This is a genomic window from Chitinophaga caseinilytica (assembly GCF_038396765.1).
GTDB lineage: Bacteria > Bacteroidota > Bacteroidia > Chitinophagales > Chitinophagaceae > Chitinophaga > Chitinophaga caseinilytica.
Genome location: NZ_CP150096.1, coordinates 4,665,618 through 4,682,031, shown reverse-complemented (window position 1 = coordinate 4,682,031; position 16,414 = coordinate 4,665,618). Strand labels below are relative to the sequence as shown.

14 protein-coding genes and 1 pseudogene are annotated in these 16,414 nt (G+C 56.1%); 3 read left to right on the top strand and 12 right to left on the bottom strand.

Features of this window, described 5'->3' with window-relative positions:
- Nucleotides 1-32: 32 nt before the first annotated feature.
- The 8 genes from WJU22_RS19285 to pyrR all read right to left on the bottom strand — a co-directional run bounded on the left by WJU22_RS19285 (nucleotide 33) and on the right by pyrR (nucleotide 7,574).
- Nucleotides 33-1,736, bottom strand: coding sequence for a sodium:solute symporter (locus WJU22_RS19285; protein ID WP_341839801.1), 1,704 nt, complete (start codon nucleotides 1,734-1,736; stop codon nucleotides 33-35).
- Complete coding sequence (locus WJU22_RS19280) at nucleotides 1,733-1,858, bottom strand: hypothetical protein (RefSeq protein ID WP_262707048.1); 126 nt, start codon at nucleotides 1,856-1,858, stop codon at nucleotides 1,733-1,735. Before WJU22_RS19280 ends, WJU22_RS19285 begins: the two co-directional genes overlap by 4 nt.
- 2 nt (nucleotides 1,859-1,860) lie before the next feature.
- The gene (locus WJU22_RS19275; RefSeq protein WP_341839800.1) at nucleotides 1,861-2,016 is read right to left on the bottom strand and encodes a hypothetical protein; all 156 of its coding nucleotides are present in this window, start codon (nucleotides 2,014-2,016) and stop codon (nucleotides 1,861-1,863) included.
- Nucleotides 2,017-2,024: 8 nt separating this feature from the next.
- On the bottom strand, nucleotides 2,025-4,502 hold the full coding sequence (locus WJU22_RS19270; protein ID WP_341839799.1) for a PIG-L family deacetylase: 2,478 nt from the start codon (nucleotides 4,500-4,502) through the stop codon (nucleotides 2,025-2,027).
- 89 nt (nucleotides 4,503-4,591) lie between these two features.
- Nucleotides 4,592-5,674, bottom strand: coding sequence for a serine hydrolase domain-containing protein (locus WJU22_RS19265; RefSeq protein WP_341839798.1), 1,083 nt, complete (start codon nucleotides 5,672-5,674; stop codon nucleotides 4,592-4,594).
- A 15-nt stretch (nucleotides 5,675-5,689) separates the two neighbouring features.
- Nucleotides 5,690-6,019, bottom strand: coding sequence for a DMT family protein (locus WJU22_RS19260; protein ID WP_341839797.1), 330 nt, complete (start codon nucleotides 6,017-6,019; stop codon nucleotides 5,690-5,692).
- Nucleotides 6,020-6,093: 74 nt separating this feature from the next.
- On the bottom strand, nucleotides 6,094-7,032 hold the full coding sequence (locus tag WJU22_RS19255) for an aspartate carbamoyltransferase catalytic subunit (protein WP_341839796.1): 939 nt from the start codon (nucleotides 7,030-7,032) through the stop codon (nucleotides 6,094-6,096).
- A gap of 11 nt (nucleotides 7,033-7,043) precedes the next feature.
- Nucleotides 7,044-7,574: a bifunctional pyr operon transcriptional regulator/uracil phosphoribosyltransferase PyrR gene (gene pyrR / locus WJU22_RS19250; protein ID WP_341839795.1), complete on the bottom strand. Its 531-nt coding sequence runs from the start codon at nucleotides 7,572-7,574 to the stop codon at nucleotides 7,044-7,046.
- Nucleotides 7,575-7,680: 106 nt separating this feature from the next.
- Here pyrR and WJU22_RS19245 point away from each other — a divergent pair, with 106 nt between their 5' ends.
- Complete coding sequence (locus tag WJU22_RS19245; protein ID WP_341839794.1) at nucleotides 7,681-8,193, top strand: peroxiredoxin; 513 nt, start codon at nucleotides 7,681-7,683, stop codon at nucleotides 8,191-8,193.
- 230 nt (nucleotides 8,194-8,423) lie between these two features.
- On the opposite strand, the gene pruA is transcribed toward WJU22_RS19245, so the two are convergent.
- Nucleotides 8,424-10,055 (bottom strand): L-glutamate gamma-semialdehyde dehydrogenase, encoded by a 1,632-nt coding sequence (gene pruA, locus WJU22_RS19240; RefSeq protein ID WP_341839793.1) that lies wholly within the window; start codon nucleotides 10,053-10,055, stop codon nucleotides 8,424-8,426.
- A gap of 50 nt (nucleotides 10,056-10,105) precedes the next feature.
- A protein-coding gene (gene prfB / locus WJU22_RS19235) for a peptide chain release factor 2 (protein ID WP_341839792.1) occupies nucleotides 10,106-11,201 on the bottom strand; the annotation gives its coding sequence in 2 pieces (ribosomal slippage) (nucleotides 10,106-11,140 and nucleotides 11,142-11,201; 1,095 coding nt in all).
- A gap of 142 nt (nucleotides 11,202-11,343) precedes the next feature.
- Between prfB and WJU22_RS19230 the strand changes: the two genes are divergently transcribed.
- Both WJU22_RS19230 and pgi read left to right on the top strand, forming a co-directional pair.
- Nucleotides 11,344-12,141 (top strand): hypothetical protein, encoded by a 798-nt coding sequence (locus WJU22_RS19230; RefSeq protein WP_341839791.1) that lies wholly within the window; start codon nucleotides 11,344-11,346, stop codon nucleotides 12,139-12,141.
- A gap of 68 nt (nucleotides 12,142-12,209) precedes the next feature.
- Nucleotides 12,210-13,837, top strand: a pseudogene (gene pgi / locus WJU22_RS19225) (glucose-6-phosphate isomerase).
- A 168-nt stretch (nucleotides 13,838-14,005) separates the two neighbouring features.
- Here the strand turns inward: pgi and WJU22_RS19215 are convergent.
- The gene (locus WJU22_RS19215) at nucleotides 14,006-14,434 is read right to left on the bottom strand and encodes a DUF3276 family protein (protein WP_341839788.1); all 429 of its coding nucleotides are present in this window, start codon (nucleotides 14,432-14,434) and stop codon (nucleotides 14,006-14,008) included.
- Between the two features lie 164 nt (nucleotides 14,435-14,598).
- Complete coding sequence (locus WJU22_RS19210; RefSeq protein WP_341839787.1) at nucleotides 14,599-16,395, bottom strand: ABC transporter ATP-binding protein; 1,797 nt, start codon at nucleotides 16,393-16,395, stop codon at nucleotides 14,599-14,601.
- Nucleotides 16,396-16,414 lie beyond the last annotated feature (19 nt).

The window sequence follows — 16,414 nt, the reverse complement described above, 5'->3', positions numbered from 1 at the left end:
GGCCATCCTCTTTTTTTATCCCGTACCCGGTGTTACGCCGGTTGTTTGATTTTGGGGGATGGAAGGATGGGTTGGAGGATGGCTGAAAAAAGCATGACGAGCGCGCAGCCGATCACGTTCAGCCAGAGGAAGGAAACGATATCGGCGAGGTACACGGCGATCACGGCGATTTCTGCCAGCAGCGCGCCCCAGAAAACAGCATTCCCCCGGATGCGCTTCATGGCGAAGGCCACCACGAAAATCCCGAGGATCGTCCCGTAAAACAGCGACCCGAGAATGTTTACGGCTTCGATGAGGCTGCCCAGGTTGGTGGCGAACAGCGCCACGCCGATGGAAAACACGCCCCAGATGAGCGTCCAGAATTTGGAGGCGCGCAGGTATTCGTGGTCGCTGGCTTCGGGTTTGTACATCCGTTTGTAGAAATCCACCATGGTGGTAGACGCGAGGGAATTGAGCGCCGCCGCGATGCTGCCCCACGATGCGAGGAAGATGATGGCGATCAGCAGCCCCACGAGCCCTTTGGGCAGATTGTGCACCACGAAATGCAGGAAAATGTAGTTCGTATCGCTGGTATCCGCGGCCGGAAGGGCTTCGCGGATGAGGGTTTTGGCTTCGTCGCGGATGGAGTTGGACGCGGTCTCGGAGGCTTTCAGATCGGCCTGCGCGGTACGGATGGCGCTTTCGTTTTTAGCGTCGAGCGCGGTAACGAGGGTTTTCACCTGCGTTTGCCGCACGCCGTCCAGCGAATCGTACCGCTGTTCCAGCGCCTGCATCTGCGGAGCGTATTCCGACTGGTGCACCTGCTGAACAAGGCCTTCGTTGAAATTGATCGGCGCCTTGAAATACAGGTAAAACACGAATACCAGCGCACCGATCAGCATGATAAGGAATTGCATCGGCACTTTTACCAGTCCATTCATCAGCAGGCTCATCCGGCTTTCGGTCAGGTCGCGGGCGGTAAGGTAACGGCCCACCTGGCTCTGGTCTGTCCCGAAATACGACAGCGCGAGGAAAAATCCACCGATCACCCCGCTCCAGATATTGTACCGGTCTTTCAGGCTGAAATCCGTTACGATCACGTTCAGTTTCCCCATTTTGCCCGACACATGCAAGGCGTCGGAGAAACCGATATCGGCCGGCAACATCTTCACCACCATGTATCCCGCCAGGAACATCCCCACGAAAATAACCCCCAGCTGCAGCGATTGCGTGTAAGACACGGCTTTTGTGCCGCCGTACATCGTGTAAATGATGAGGAGCCCGCCCATGAAGAGGTTCGTATAGTAAATGTTCCATCCCAGTAAAGACGACAGGATGATGGAGGGGGCATAGATACTGATCCCGGTCGACAGCGCCCTTTGCAACAAAAACAGGAACGAAGTGAGGGTGCGCGTTTTGAGATCGAACCGGTTTTCGAGGTATTCGTAAGCGGTGTAGACCTTCAGTTTGTGGTAAATCGGGACGAATACCGCGGAAATGACTACCATGGCGAGCGGCAGCCCGAAGTAATATTGCACGAACCGCATCCCGTCGGTGTACGCCTGGCCGGGTGCGCTCAGGAAAGTGATGGCGCTGGCCTGGGTGCCCATGATAGACAGGAGCACGATGTACCAGGGCACGGAACGGTTCCCCAGGAAGTAACTGTCGAGGTTTTGCTGGCCGCGGCTTTTCCAGACGCCGTATAAAATGATGGCGATCAGGGTAAAACCGAGCACAGCCCAGTCGGCATAACTCATGAATAGTGTTTGGTAAAGAAATAAAAGAACACGACCAGTGCCACGAGCCATCCGATCACCAGGGCGTACCAGGTGCTCCAGCGGCTGAACAGCGGCGGTTTCTCGTATTGATGATCTTCCATAATCAATTGCGTTTGGACAGTAATCCGCCGCCGAGCAATCCCAGGGCGAGGCCGATCAGCAGGCCGATGTGGACCTTCTTGATGAGGAACCCGATGGCCAGCCCGATGGCGATGCAGAGCCCTGCGGAAATCGTAACGCGGTCTTTTCTACTACTCATATCTATCTTTATTTAGCGATCAGGTTCACGAATAATCTGTAAGCCCCCGGCACGCCGGCGGGCAGCTGGCGGAAGAACGACAGCCCGGTGTAGACATACTTCCCTTTCCCGTAGCGGGCCACCAGCGTGGATCCGGAGAGGTCTTTCTCGCCGGGGTCTTTCATGCTGAAGGGTTGTACGTATTGCGCGTCTGCATTTGCCGGGAAATACAGCCCCCGCTCCTGCACCCATCCGTTGAAATCGGCCGTGGTGAGGGCATTGGGATAGGTCATAGACCGGTCTTGCGGCGCGAGGAAGGTCACGGCCGCGTGCTCGTCGGTCACCCGGTCGCGCGAGAGCGTGAACGGATAAGGCCCGAGCTGGTTGGTGACGAGGGCGCCATTGGTATTGTACTGGACGAGCAGCGTACCGCCGTTTTTCACGTATTCGAGGAGGCGCGGCTGCCAGTAGCGGAGGCGCTCCTGCGTGTTGTAGGCGCGCACGCCGGTGATGATGGCGTCGTAGCCGGAAAGATCGCCCTGCATGATCTCTTTTTCGCCGAGCAAAGTTACCGTATAGCCCACCTGGCGGAGGCTTTCCGCGACTTTATCGCCCGCCCCGGGGATGTACCCGATATTGCGCCCGTTGTATTTCAGGTTGAGCGTCACGAGCCGCGCCTCCGTGGGCGGGAACAGCGTGATGGCAGGAATGTGGTCGTAGGCAATGACGGTCATGCTGTTCGTGTATTCCTTCCCGTTAACTTCCACCGAAACGCTCATGGTGTCGGTGAGCTGACGGCCGTTGACCTGTTGCGGTTTCACCTGGAAAACCACCTCCGCCTCATCTCCCTTTTCCTTGAGGCTGAAGGGAATGGCGGCCTGATCGGCGGAGAAGCCCTGGGGCAGGCGCAGCTTCACTTTCCCGGAAACGCCCGGCTGGATGGCGCGGATTTTCACGGGAACGGCCTGCGGCGCGGCCTGGGTATAAATGTAGACCTGGTTCTGGAGGTAAGATATCACCGGCGGTGCGATCACCAGCGGGTTATACACTTCGCCTTTTACCGGGTCGGTGAATTTGTAAATGAATGGCCGCTGGAGGGTGATGGCCTGGTCGCCGAAGCGGAGGAAGAACGTGGCGGTGAGGGAAGGTTTGTTTTCCGGGTAGCCGACCATGTTATTGTCGCGGATGACGTAAGCGCCCAGCGGATGCGGGTCTTGCAGCCAGTAAGGCTGTGAGAAAGGTGTTTCCGCCGGCAGGGGGAAATCGGCGGGGATGGTATTGAGCTCGTTGAACGCGAGGTCGCGGGCGAGCGAAGTATTTTCCGTTCCGTTGTAAGTCACTTTTTCGAGGCGGACGGGCACGTTGCTGCGGTTGATGATCTGCAACTGGCTTTTCATGGGGCCGCCGGGCACCACTTCCGCGGATGCGGAGAAGGCTTCGGCCCAAAGCCCGGAGCAGGCGATGATGAGCTGTTCCGTTTCCTTCAGTTTCTGTGTTTTCCAGTAACCGTCGGGCAACGCCAGGAGGCTTTTGCGCACGGCCAGCAGCGCGGGCACGCTGGCGGAGGGCGTTTCGGCCCGGTAATCTTTCGTTACCGCCTGTATTTGCTGCGCCACGGCGTCAGCACCGGGCACCCGGGCCCAGGAGGTATTAATACCGTCCATGAGGTCTTTGGAAGGCGCGTCTCCCTGGATGGTCATAAAGTATTCGGTAGCGTTGCCGCGGCCCGAAGGCACGCCGAAGCCCTGGCTTTTGTGCTGGCTGCGGCTTTCTGCCGCGATTTCACCGTAACCCTTGCCCAGGAGCGCGTTGTAGGCGCCTACCTGCATCTTGAACTGGTCTTCGGAAATCGTATTGTTGCTGCCGAAATTGAACGTGTTCCACAGCAGTCGCTTCGCCTGCCACACCTCCACGGATTTCAGTTGTTCGGGATATTGGTTGGGATCTGCCGCCGCTTTGAACGCTTCGGCGGCCAGCATGGCGGAGGCGGTATGGTGGCCGTGCCCTGCCCTGCTATCTGCCGGGAAACGGCAGATGATCACATCGGGCCGGAACTTGCGGATCACCCAAACCACGTCGCCCAGCACCTTCTTGCGGTCCCAGATCGTGAAGGTTTCTTCCGGGTTCTTGGAAAAACCGAAGTCGTTGGCGCGGGTGAAAAACTGCTCGGCCCCGTCGATCCTGCGGGCGGCGAGCAGCTCCTGGGTGCGGATGAGCCCCAGCAGCTCGGCCTGTTCGTTGCCGATAAGGTTCTGCCCGCCATCGCCGCGTGTAAGCGAAAGATAGCCGGTGCGGTATTTGCCTTCGCGGGCCAGGAAGCCCAGCAGGCGGGTATTTTCGTCGTCGGGATGGGCGGCAACGTACAGTACGCTGCCCAATGTATTCAGTTTCTGCAACTGCAGCTGGATATCGGCTGCGTGCATCACCGGGGCGGTTTGCGCCTTTGTGCCGGAAACGGCCAGCAGCAAGGCCGTAGCCAGGCCCGTAAGGGTTCGGATGTTCAACATGAAATAGTTACCGGTTTTGTCAGTCGTCAAAAATAGGGATTAAATGTTGCAACGCGTTGCCGCTGGTGGATTAATCCAGCAAGTTGAAGTTATCTTGTGAGGTACATCTGCAAGTGCCATCCCACCTGGTTGGCGGCCGCTTCGTTCGACAGGATGATCACCGCTTTTTTCTCCGCCGGTTCCACGCCGATATAGGAATTGTACCCGCCGGTCTGCCCGCCGTGCTGGACGATGGTATGCCCCTTCACGCGACTGATGTGCCAACCCATCGCCATGATGGCGTTACTGTCGGCAAAGGTTTGCTGATGGCTCAGCCGGACCGCGGCGCCGAAAGCCCCTTTCCCTGGTTCCATGTTGGCCCGGGCGTATTTCAGCATATCGGTCATGGTAGACTGGATGCCGCCCGCGCCGGAAAGGGCAGACAAGATCCAGGGCTGTTCCGGCTTCCGCCCCCTGTTGTACCCCTGCGCCATCCGCGCAGGCAGTTCGGGCGAATCAGTGATGCGGGTGTCGTGCATTTTCAACGGACGGATGATCTCCTTTTCCAGCAATTTGGCGTAGGTGGTACCGGCGTTCCGCGCCAGCAGTTCGCCCAATAATCCCACTGCGATGTTGGAATAATCATACCGCCTGCCGGGTGCCTCTGTGGGCTCGTAATGGTTCAGGAAATGATATAACTGCGCGGTTTGGAAATGCGCGTAAGGCTGCGCGTTGTTGAACCCCGGATATTTCATCACCGGCTCCCACCGCGGGATCGCGGAAGTATGGTTGGTGAGCATGAGCATGGTCACGGGCTTATCGTCGAACCACTTCAGTTTTACCGAATCGGGAACGTATTGTGAGATCAGTCCGTCGGCCTTTACCTGTCCGCGCCCGATTTGCGCCGCCAGCATGATGCCGGTGAACGTTTTGGTGAGGGAGCCGATCTGGAAGATGGTATTTTTATCCGGCAGCTGTCCGTTTCCCAGTGCGGTTTCGCCGTAGGACCAGGTATATGTTTTGTTTCCGTCGATCACCCCGATCACCAGGCCCACGCATTCTTCGCGGGCATAAGCGGCGCGCACGACGGAATCTACGTATTTGTCGAGGGCCGATTGCATCGGGTTGTCGGATTTTTGGCCGAAGCCGGCCAGCGCGGGCAGCAGCAGCATGGCCAGTAGGGAACGTATCATTGGAGCGGGATTTACTTATTTTTTGAACATGAAGTAGACGGCGCCCAGGAGCAGCGAGAAGGAAATGAGGTAATTCCAGCGCAGGGGCTCCTTCAGCCAGATCACCGCGAACACGCAGAAAACCGTCAGCGTGATCACTTCCTGGACCATCTTCAGCTGGAACCCGTTAAACCCGTCGAGATACCCGAGCCGGTTGGCCGGTACCATGAAGCAGTACTCGAAAAAAGCGATCCCCCAGCTCACCAGTACCACTTTCCACAGCGGCACGTTCGTGTTCTTGAGGTGACCATACCAGGCAAAGGTCATGAAGACGTTGGAGATGAGGAGCAGGAAGATCGTACGCATGTGCTAATTTACAGTTTTGGGCATAAAAAAACTCCCGGCTGCACCGGGAGTTACTTGGAATATTTTGAAAGGTATCAATTCTCTTTTCTGGCCAGGAGGTACAGTACCGCCATGCGGGTGGCCACGCCGTTTTCGACCTGGTCGAGGATGATGCTCTGGCCGGAATCCGCCACGTCGGAACTGAGCTCCACGCCGCGGTTGATGGGCCCGGGGTGCATGATGACGATCTCTTTGCCGAGGCTGTCGAGCAGTTTGCGGTTCACGCCGTATGCGAGGGAATATTCCCGCAGGGTCGAGAACAGCGGCATGTTCTGGCGCTCCAGCTGGATGCGGAGCACGTTGGCCACGTCTGCCCATTGCAGGGTTTCCCTGATGTCGTAAGACACGTTCACGCCGAGGGCGTTGCCGATATGTTTGGGAATGAGCGTCGGCGGGCCCACAACGGTCACTTCCGCGCCCAGTTTCTTCAGGCAGTAGATATTGGACAGGGCTACGCGGGAATGCATGATATCGCCGCAAATGGCGATCTTCTTCCCTTCCACCGAGCCCAGTTTCTCGCGGATGGAAAACGCGTCGAGCAGGGCCTGTGTGGGGTGCTCGTTGATGCCGTCTCCGGCGTTGACGATGGGTACGTTGATGTGTTTGGCGAGGAAGTGGGGCGCTCCCGTGGCCGAGTGCCGCATCACCACCATATCCACTTTCATGGACAGGATGTTGTTGACGGTATCGATGAGGGTTTCGCCTTTGGATACGGACGATCCGGAAGCGGAGAAGTTCATCACATCGGCGCCAAGGCGCTTTTCCGCCAGCTCGAAAGAGAGCCGCGTGCGTGTGGAATTCTCGAAAAATACATTGACGATGGTGGTATCCCGTAAGGTGGGCACTTTCTTGATCGGGCGCTGCAATACTTCCTTGAATTGATCAGCCGTTTGAAAGACGAGTTCTATATCCTGACGCGTCAGGTCACGTATACCCAGCAGATGTTTTACAGACAGTGACATTCTAAGGTGCAAATATATGGTTTTTATGCTGTCAGCACAACTTCGTCTTTCCCGTCGCGCTCATTCCACAAAACTTTTACGCGTTCCGTGATGATCGCATCTATCGTACGGCCCGTATAATCGGGCTGGATGGGCAGTTCACGGCTGAAGCGGCGGTCGATCAGCACGCACAGCTCCACTTTCGCCGGCCGGCCGAAGTCCAGCATCGCGTCCATGGCGGAACGGATGGTACGGCCGGTATACAGCACGTCGTCTACCAGGATCACCTTTTTATCGTCGATGGAAAATTCGATGTCGGTCTCATTGGGAACATGCAGGGTTTTACCGCTCTTGAAATCGTCGCGGTAAAAAGTGATGTCGAGCTTGCCATAGGGAATATTGGCGGAGGGAACGAGCGCCTGGAGGTGGCGGTGGATCCGGTCCGACAAATAAATACCCCGGGGCTGGAGGCCGATCAGCACGGTATCCCTGAAATCCAGGTGGTTCTCCACCAGCTGGTGGCTCAGCCTTTCGATCGTGATCGCCAGTTGCCGGTCTGTCAGGATTGATTTCAAATCAGGTCAAGTTTAAAAGTCAAAAATACGGATGAAGGACCGGAATAAAAAATGATTGCGGAAGGAGCCGGTTACCGTAACTTTGGACAGACAAAAGCAACCGGTCATGAAAATCTTGAAAACCATGCTCATTACCTTATCGCTGTTCGGCCTGTTCTCCGACGCCTCCGCCCAGCTCAAAACGGGCGCTACCGTTCCCGATTTTTCGCTGCAGGACCAGGACAACCACACTTTCCGCCTTTCTGAAGCCCTGGCAAAGGGGCCCGTGGTCGTATATTTCTACCCGAAAGACGATACGCCGGGCTGTACCAAGGAAGCCTGCTCCTTCCGCGACAGCTTCGCCGCATTCACCGACGCCGGCGCGCAGGTGGTAGGCATCAGTTCGGACGATGTGGCTTCCCATAAAAAATTCGCCGAAAAACATAACCTCCCCTTCACCCTGCTGGCCGACGAGAAGAACGAGGTCCGCAAGCTGTTCGGGGTCCCCAAAACCATGATGCTCCCCGGCCGGGTTACGTATGTGCTTGACCGTAAGGGCACCGTGGTGCACCAGTTCAACTCCATGACGCAGGCTACCCAGCACGTGGACGAGGCCCTGGCGGCCATCAAGAAGCTGTAACCTTACCGCACGATATTTGGAAAGAGGCGCCCTGCATCAGGGCGCTTTTTTATGCGGCCAACTTTCGTTTTCGAAGGAAATCCGTTTTCAATGGATGATCCGTCGCGCGTTTAAATTCAATAATGGCGGCCCCATCGGGAACGGTTTCCAAATGGATGATCCAATACCATTTAATAAAAAAAGCCGCCCCCATCGGGAGCGGCTTCGCTATGAGTTGCATGCTTTCGGCATTACGCTTCTTTCACGAACGGGTAGCGGTAATCCGTGGGGGAAACGAGGGTTTCTTTCACGGTACGCGCGCTGAGCCAACGGTAGAGGTTCAGCTGCGAGCCGGCCTTGTCGTTGGTACCCGATGCACGGGCGCCGCCGAAGGGCTGCTGGCCTACCACTGCGCCAGTCGGTTTGTCGTTCAGGTAGAAGTTGCCTGCTGCGTTTACCAGTTTTTTGGTAGCGAGCTCGAGCGCGTAGCGGTCCTGCGCGAAGATAGCGCCGGTGAGGGCGTATTCGCTGGTACCGTCTACCAGTTCGATGGCTTCTTCGAATTTATCCGCATCGTACGTATAGATAGACAGCACGGGGCCGAAGATCTCTTCGCACATGGTCACGTATTTCGGATCGGAAGCTTCGATGACGGTGGGCTCGATGAAGTAGCCTTCCGTTTTGCTGTAATTACCGCCGGCGATGATCTTCGCCTTGGGGTCTTTCTTCGCGTTATCGATATAGGTAGCGATCTTGTCGAACGAACGTTCGTCGATCACGGCGTTGATGAAATTGGTGAAATCTTCCGTGGTGCCCATTTTCATGGTTTTCAGCTCGGCTGCCAGTTTCGTCTTGATCTCTTCGGCGAGGTTGCTGGGGAGATAAGCGCGGGAAGCGGCGGAACATTTCTGGCCCTGGAACTCGAAGGCGCCGCGGGCAAGCCCGGTCACAACGGCGTCTACGTCGGCGGATTTGTGCACGAGCACGAAATCCTTACCGCCCGTTTCGCCCACGATGCGGGGATAGGTCTTGTATTTGGAAATGTTGTTGCCGATGGTTTTCCACATGGTCTGGAACACGCCGGTAGAACCGGTGAAGTGGATGCCGGCGAAGTCGGGATGCGCGAAGCAGATATCGCCGATGGTGGGCCCGTCTGCATATACCAGGTTGATCACGCCGTCGGGCAAACCGGCTTCCATGAGCACTTTCATGAAGAAGCTGGCGTGGTACACCGCGGTATTGGCGGGCTTCCATACCACTACGTTGCCACACATGGCGGCGGAGGTGGGCAGGTTGCCGCCGATGGCGGAGAAGTTGAACGGCGTAACGGCCAGCACGAAACCTTCGAGCGGACGGTATTCCATTCTGTTATGAACGCCGGGCGAGCTAACGGGCTGCTGGCGGTAGATCTCGGTGAGATAGTGTACGTTGAAGCGGAGGAAGTCGATCAGTTCGCAGGCCGAATCGATTTCCGCCTGGTAGGCGTTCTTGCTCTGGCCCAGCATGGTAGCGGCGTTGGTGTGCGCGCGGTACTTGGTGGCGAGGAGCTCGGCGGCTTTCAGGAAGATGGCGGCGCGCTGCTCCCAGGGCGTATCGGCCCAACGCTGGCGTGCTGCCAGTGCGGCGGCGATGGCTTCTTTCACATGGCTGGCGTCTCCCGCATGGAAGTGGCCCAGCTTATGCTTGATCTCATGCGGAGGGCGGATGTCCACCGTTTTGCCGGTGCGTACTTCCTTGCCGCCGATGTACATCGGGATGTCCATTTCCACGGCCTTGAAGGCGGCCAGCTGTTTTTTCAGTGCTGCTTTCTCGGGGGTGCCGGGACCGTAAGTGAGAACCGGCTCGTTGGTTGGTGCTGCAAAGTCAAAATAAGCATTATGCATGGCTTAGATTGTTGTTTCGGTTATCAATATTGTTCACTTCAGGCTAAGCGTCAGCCTTTTTCGTCTTCTTTCTGCATCATGAGGTAAGCCTTGATGAAACCGTCCAGCTCGCCGTCCATCACCGGGCCCACGTTGCCGACTTCGAAATCGGTGCGGTGGTCTTTGATCATTTTGTAAGGATGGAAAACATAAGACCGGATCTGGGATCCCCATTCGATCTTGCGTTTATTGGCGTTGGTGGCGTTTTTCAGCTCCTCGCGCTTGCGGATCTCCTCTTCGTACAGCCGGGATTTCAGCATGGTGAGCGCCTTTTCACGGTTCTCGCCCTGCGTACGCGCCTGCTGGCACTCGATGATGATGCCGGAAGGGATGTGTTTCAAACGTACCGCGGTTTCCACCTTGTTCACGTTCTGGCCGCCCTTACCCCCGGAACGGTAGAATTCCCATTCCAGGTCTGCCGGGTTCACCGTCACTTCAATGGTATCGTCTACCAGCGGGTATACGAACACCGAAGCGAAGGAAGTGTGCCGGCGGGCGTTGGAATCGAACGGGGAAATGCGCACCAGGCGGTGCACGCCGCTTTCGGCCTTCAGCAGGCCGTAGGCGAAATCTCCGTCGAATTCGAGCGTGGCGGATTTGATACCCGCGCCGTCTCCGTATTGCACGTCGATCTCGCTGACCTTCCACCCCTGTTTTTCGCCGTACATGCGGTACATGCGCAGGAGCATCTCGGCCCAGTCCTGGCTTTCGGTGCCGCCCGCTCCCGAGTTGATCGTGAGCACGGCCGGCATCTCGTCTTCCGGCTGGTTAAGGGTCGATTTGAACTCCAGCTCGTCCAGCGCCTGGAGGGCACTGTTATACGCAGCGTTCACTTCTTCTTCGGTAGCCTCTCCTTCCTTCTGGAAGTCGAGCAGTACGGCACTGTCTTCGATAGAAGTGCGCACACTATCGTGAAGGTCAACCCAAAATTTGTTTACCTTGATTTCCTTGAGAATGGCGGTCGCCCTTTCGTTATCGTCCCAAAAGCCGGGAGCGAGGGTCATTTGCTTATCATTTTCGATTTTGTCTATACGGTCCTGGACGTTAAAGAAAACCTCCCAGGACGTACAAACGATCCCTCATAGCCTTAAGTTGTTCTGTTGTCATAAGTCCGCAAAGATAAATTATTATTAACGAAATACGAAAACGGAATTCGACTGCTAATCAATTCATTTTTAATATGTAAATTCAGATTGGAAAGATTTTTGCGCGAGAATGTCATCTAAAGAAAACCCGTATGGAGACCCGTATGAGCATACCTCATTTCCGGCAGCAGGCTTTTTTCAACCTGGTGGCTTTACTGGTGGTGATCGGCGTCAACGTCATGGCCAATACGGCCACGCTGAACGGCCGCACTACCGGGGAGATTTCCGGATTGTACCCCAATCTTTTTACGCCGGCCGGCGTCACATTCAGCATATGGAGCGTGATTTACCTCGGCCTCCTCGCCTTTGCGGGTTACCAGCTCTGGCTGGCTTTCGCGCCCGGCCGGGAGGCGGAACTGGCGCGGATGATGGCGCGCATGGGGCCATGGTTCCTCCTCAGCTGCCTCGCCAACGCCTGCTGGCTGTTCGCATGGCATTATGAACTGATCTGGCTGTCCGTTCTCCTCATGATCTTCCTCCTCTTCACGCTCGTCCGCATCCACGCCCGCTTCCGGATCGCCGACCCCGCCGCGCCCCTGGCCGAGAAAGCCTTCGTCTTTTTCCCGTTCGGCGTGTATTTCGGATGGGTCACCATCGCCCTGCTGGCCAATGTCACCGCCCTGGGCGTAGGCATGGGGTGGAACGGCTATGGCGTGGGCGGTGTGTACTGGTCTATCGGCTGCATGATCCTCGGGACGCTCGCCGGGCTCTTCATGATCTTCCGGTTCAACAACGTGTGGTACGGGCTCACCGGCGTGTGGGCTTTTTACGGCATCATCCTCAAACGGGACGCCGTCGCCAGCCCGGACTCCCCTCCCATCGTAGCCGCCGGAACGATCATCATGGCCGTTCTCGCGCTGTCTGTCCTCATGCAACTGTTGCGAAAACGACCGCTCATCTGATAAAAACGCACCCAACTATCGATCCCGATGTGTATTTTTGACGCGATCAAAACTTAAAAGACCGAATCATGTTCCCATCCGTACAGCCCGATGCCACCGAAGCCTGGCAAGATCTACTCGCCCATGCAGGAATGATGGGCATTTCCCAGATGCGCGATCTCTTCGCCGAAGACCCCGACCGTTTCCGGAAGTTTTCGCTGCAGCTGGAAGACATCCTGTTCGACTATTCCAAAAACATCATAACCGAAGGCACCATGCAGCTGCTGCAGGAGCTGGCCGCCGAATGCAAAGTGGAAGAAGCCCGCAAAGCCATGTTCGCCGGCGAAAAGATCAACGCCACCGAAAACCGCGCCGTGCTCCACACCGCATTGCGCAACCTTTCCGGCACGCCCGTGCTGCTGGACGGGAAAGACGTTATGCCCGAAGTGAACGCCGTGCTGGCGCAGATGGAAGACTGCTGCCGCCGCATCCATTCCGGTGAATGGAAGGGCTTCTCCGGTAAAAAGATCAAGTACATCGTCAACATCGGCATCGGCGGCTCCGACCTCGGCCCCGTTATGGTCACCGAGGCCCTGAAACCCTATTGGGTAGAAGGTATCCAGCCGTATTTCGTGTCGAACGTAGACGGAACGCATATCGTAGAAGCGCTGAAGAAAGTGAAGGCAGACGAAACGTTGTTCCTGATCGCTTCCAAAACCTTCACCACGCAGGAAACCATGACGAACGCACATACCGCGCGCGAATGGTTCCTGGCCAACGGTGGATCCGAGAAAGGCATTGCGCTGCACTTCGCCGCGCTGTCGACCAACGAAAAAGCCGTGACCGCTTTCGGCATCGATCCCAAAAACATGTTCGCGTTCTGGGATTGGGTGGGCGGCCGTTATTCCCTGTGGTCCGCCATCGGCCTGTCTATCGCGCTGACGGTGGGTTACGCTAATTTCCGCGAGCTGCTCGGCGGCGCCCATGCGGCAGACCTCCATTTCCAGCAGGCCCCGGCGGAAGAGAACATTCCCCTCATCATGGCGCTCATCGGCCTGTGGTACGGCAATTTCTTCGATACCGCATCCGAAGCCATCCTTCCCTACGATCAGTACATGCACCGCTTTGCGGCGTATTTCCAGCAGGGGAATATGGAAAGCAACGGCAAATACGTGGCCCGCAACGGGCAGTCGGTAGAATGGCAGACCGGCCCCATCGTTTGGGGGAGCCCGGCACCAACGGCCAGCACGCGTTCTACCAGCTCATCCACCAGGGCACGAAGCTGATCCCCTGCGATTTCATCGCACCGGCCATCAGCCACAACCCCGTGGGCGATCATCACAATAAACTCCTCTCCAACTTCTTTGCGCAAACAGAAGCGTTGATGAACGGGAAAACGGAGGAGGAAGTGCGTGCGGAAGGGACGCCGGAGCACCTGGTGCCTTTCAAGGTATTCACGGGTAACCGGCCTACCAACTCGTTCCTCATTAAAAAGATCACACCGCGCACGTTGGGGATGCTCACGGCGCTGTACGAGCACAAAATCTTCGTGCAGGGCGTGATCTGGAACATTTATTCGTTTGACCAGTGGGGCGTTGAGCTGGGCAAGCAACTGGCCAACCGCATTTTGCCGGAATTGGGCGGTAATGAGGACGTTGCCTCGCACGATGCGTCCACGAACGGGCTCATCAATGCATTCAAGGCCATGCGTCAATAAGTTGTTGCAAAAGGAATATAGACCGCCGGGTATTTGTCCGGCGGTTTTTTTATGCCATGGAGGTAACGTACATGGCTATACGACAATGCGTTAAAGCGATAAAAAAAGCCTCCGCATCGCGGAGGCTTTAAAATTCTTATCGTTGACAGGGAGAGAATAAAGCAGAAACTACCATTTGTCCACGTCTTCGGCGGACGGAGCGGGAGCTTCTTCAGCAGCAGCAGCAGCTACTTCGGAACGAACGGCAGCAACTGCTTCGATCGCATCGCTGTCCTGCTCGTCTTCGCGGGAATCCGAGTAGTCGTGGTTATAAGCATCAAAGTCGAAATCGGGCATCAACTCGGTTTTTACGTAGTTGATGGTTTCCGTCAGGGCATTGAGGAACTTGTTGAAGTCTTCTTTGTACAGGAATACCTTGTGCCTGTCGTAACCGTTGTCGTTGAAACGTTTTTTACTTTCCGTGATAGTGAGAAAGTAATCGTTGCCACGAGTCGTTTTTACATCAAAGAAATAAGTTCTCCTTTTGCCCGCTTTCAATCGCTTGGAAAAGATGCTGTCGTTGTTTCTTTCCTGTTGATTGTTGTTTTCGTACGCCACAGTTGATAGATTTAAGTGTTAACGAATCAAATCCTGTTTGAGTGATCAATAATCAACAAATATACTATTGTTTTACAAATATCAAAATATTTTTAAATGATTTTCAAAAATCATCTTATATTCCGCGCAGGAGGGGATTACGGCTGTTTACAACTATGTGAAAACTACTCGTTTACACGCTCCTCCTCCCCTGTTTGCTGCCGTGCGTACAACTCCGCATAATACCCGTTTTTAGCCAGCAATTCTTCATGCGTTCCCGCCTCCGCGATCCTCCCTTCATCCAGTACGATGATCTTATCGAACGTGAAAAGCGAGAAGATCCGGTGGGTGATGATGATGGCCGTTCTGTCTTTCAGGTACGCATACAGGTTCCCGATGATCTCCTTCTCCGTGCGCGCGTCTACGGCCGACAGGCAATCGTCGAACAGCAGAATGTTCGGCTGGCGGATGAGCGCCCTGGCGATGGAAACGCGCTGTTTCTGCCCGCCGCTCAACGTTACGCCACGTTCGCCTACCACGGTCTGGAACCCGTCGGGGAAGCCGAGGATATCCTTTTCCACGCTGGCCTGGCGTGCGGCCTGTTGCACCGCCGCATCGTTGGCCGAAGGTTCGCCGAATCGGATGTTATTGGCGATGGTATCGGAAAACAGGAACACGTCTTGCGGAACATAGGCCACCTGGTTGCGGAGGTTGTGCAGCCTGAGCGATCGGATGTTGTTCCCATCCACCGAAATCGCGCCCTGCTGCGGATCGTACATCCTCAACAGCAGTTGCGCCATGGTCGTTTTGCCGGAGCCCGTCCGCCCGATCACCGCGATCTTTTCTCCGGGCTTGATATGCAGGTTGAAATTTTTCAGCGCCTGGATCCCCGTATGCGGATAGGTGAAATTCACGTCGGTAAACCGGATTTCCCCGCTCAGGGGCGCTTCTTTCGCATCTGGTGCATCCTTAATCTGCGGCTCCAGCAACAGGAATTCGTTGATCCGCTGCTGCGATGCCGCCGCCCGCTGGATCATGGACGCCACCCAGCCGATGCTGAAAAACGGGAAAGTGAGCATGTTCACGTACAGCACGAACTCGGCAAGGTTCCCCACCGTGATGTTCCCTTTGATCACCTGCATACCGCCGATAAAAATGGTCAGGATCACGCTCAGGCCGATCATGAGCGCCATGGCCGGCTGATACAGCGCGTCCGTCTTGGCGAGGCTGATACTGCTTTGCTTGTACGCTTCGCTGGCTTCTTCGAAATGCCTGGCCGAGGGGCCCTCCTGCACGTACGACTTGATCACGCGGATGCCGGAATAGTTCTCCTGGGCTACCGACGTAATGTTCGACAACTGCGCCTGGATGCGCTCGCTTTTCTTGTGGATGATGCGGTTCACGAAGTAGATCGTCACCGCCAGGATCGGCAGCGGGCTGAGCGTATAGAGCGTGAGCATGGGGTTCACGGCCCACATGAGCCAGATGATCATCACCATCATGATGAGCGTGCGCGTGGCATACATCAACGCCGGCCCCACGTACATGCGCACCCGGCTCACGTCTTCGGTGATCCGGCTCATGAGGTCGCCCGTACGGTTGAGCTTGAAGAAATGCAGGTCCATCCGCTGGTATTGCTGGTAGATATCGTTCTTCAGATCATATTCGATATGCCGGCTCATGACGATGAGCGTTTGCCGCTGCAGGTACATGAAAAATCCGCTGAGCAGTGCCAGCCCGAGGATCGACAGGCCATAGAACGCGAGCGTCTGGCTGAAAACGGCGCGGAAAGCGCCTTTGAGGCTCGTATCGCTCAGCATGCGGTAACTTTTCAGGTTCTGTTCCAGCAGATCGAAGATCTGGCGGACCAGGATGGGTTGGAAAACGCTGAATACGATGGAAACCGAAGTGAAAAGCATCCCGAGGAGGAAACGCCATTTATATCGGACGAAAAACTTGTTTAAGGCTGCGAGGTGTTTCATAAAGCTATACAAATGTAGC

What these genes read in the sequence shown, in the direction of transcription:
- WJU22_RS19210 (WP_341839787.1), bottom strand. Translation starts at nt 16,395, where the DNA reads ATGAAACACCTCGCAGCCTTAAACAAGTTTTTCGTCCGATATAAATGG.
- WJU22_RS19285 (WP_341839801.1), bottom strand. Translation starts at nt 1,736, where the DNA reads ATGAGTTATGCCGACTGGGCTGTGCTCGGTTTTACCCTGATCGCCATC.
- WJU22_RS19230 (WP_341839791.1), top strand. Translation starts at nt 11,344, where the DNA reads ATGAGCATACCTCATTTCCGGCAGCAGGCTTTTTTCAACCTGGTGGCT.
- WJU22_RS19275 (WP_341839800.1), bottom strand. Translation starts at nt 2,016, where the DNA reads ATGAGTAGTAGAAAAGACCGCGTTACGATTTCCGCAGGGCTCTGCATC.
- WJU22_RS19270 (WP_341839799.1), bottom strand. Translation starts at nt 4,502, where the DNA reads ATGTTGAACATCCGAACCCTTACGGGCCTGGCTACGGCCTTGCTGCTG.
- WJU22_RS19245 (WP_341839794.1), top strand. Translation starts at nt 7,681, where the DNA reads ATGAAAATCTTGAAAACCATGCTCATTACCTTATCGCTGTTCGGCCTG.
- WJU22_RS19260 (WP_341839797.1), bottom strand. Translation starts at nt 6,019, where the DNA reads ATGCGTACGATCTTCCTGCTCCTCATCTCCAACGTCTTCATGACCTTT.
- WJU22_RS19265 (WP_341839798.1), bottom strand. Translation starts at nt 5,674, where the DNA reads ATGATACGTTCCCTACTGGCCATGCTGCTGCTGCCCGCGCTGGCCGGC.
- WJU22_RS19280 (WP_262707048.1), bottom strand. Translation starts at nt 1,858, where the DNA reads ATGGAAGATCATCAATACGAGAAACCGCCGCTGTTCAGCCGCTGGAGC.
- pruA (WP_341839793.1), bottom strand. Translation starts at nt 10,055, where the DNA reads ATGCATAATGCTTATTTTGACTTTGCAGCACCAACCAACGAGCCGGTT.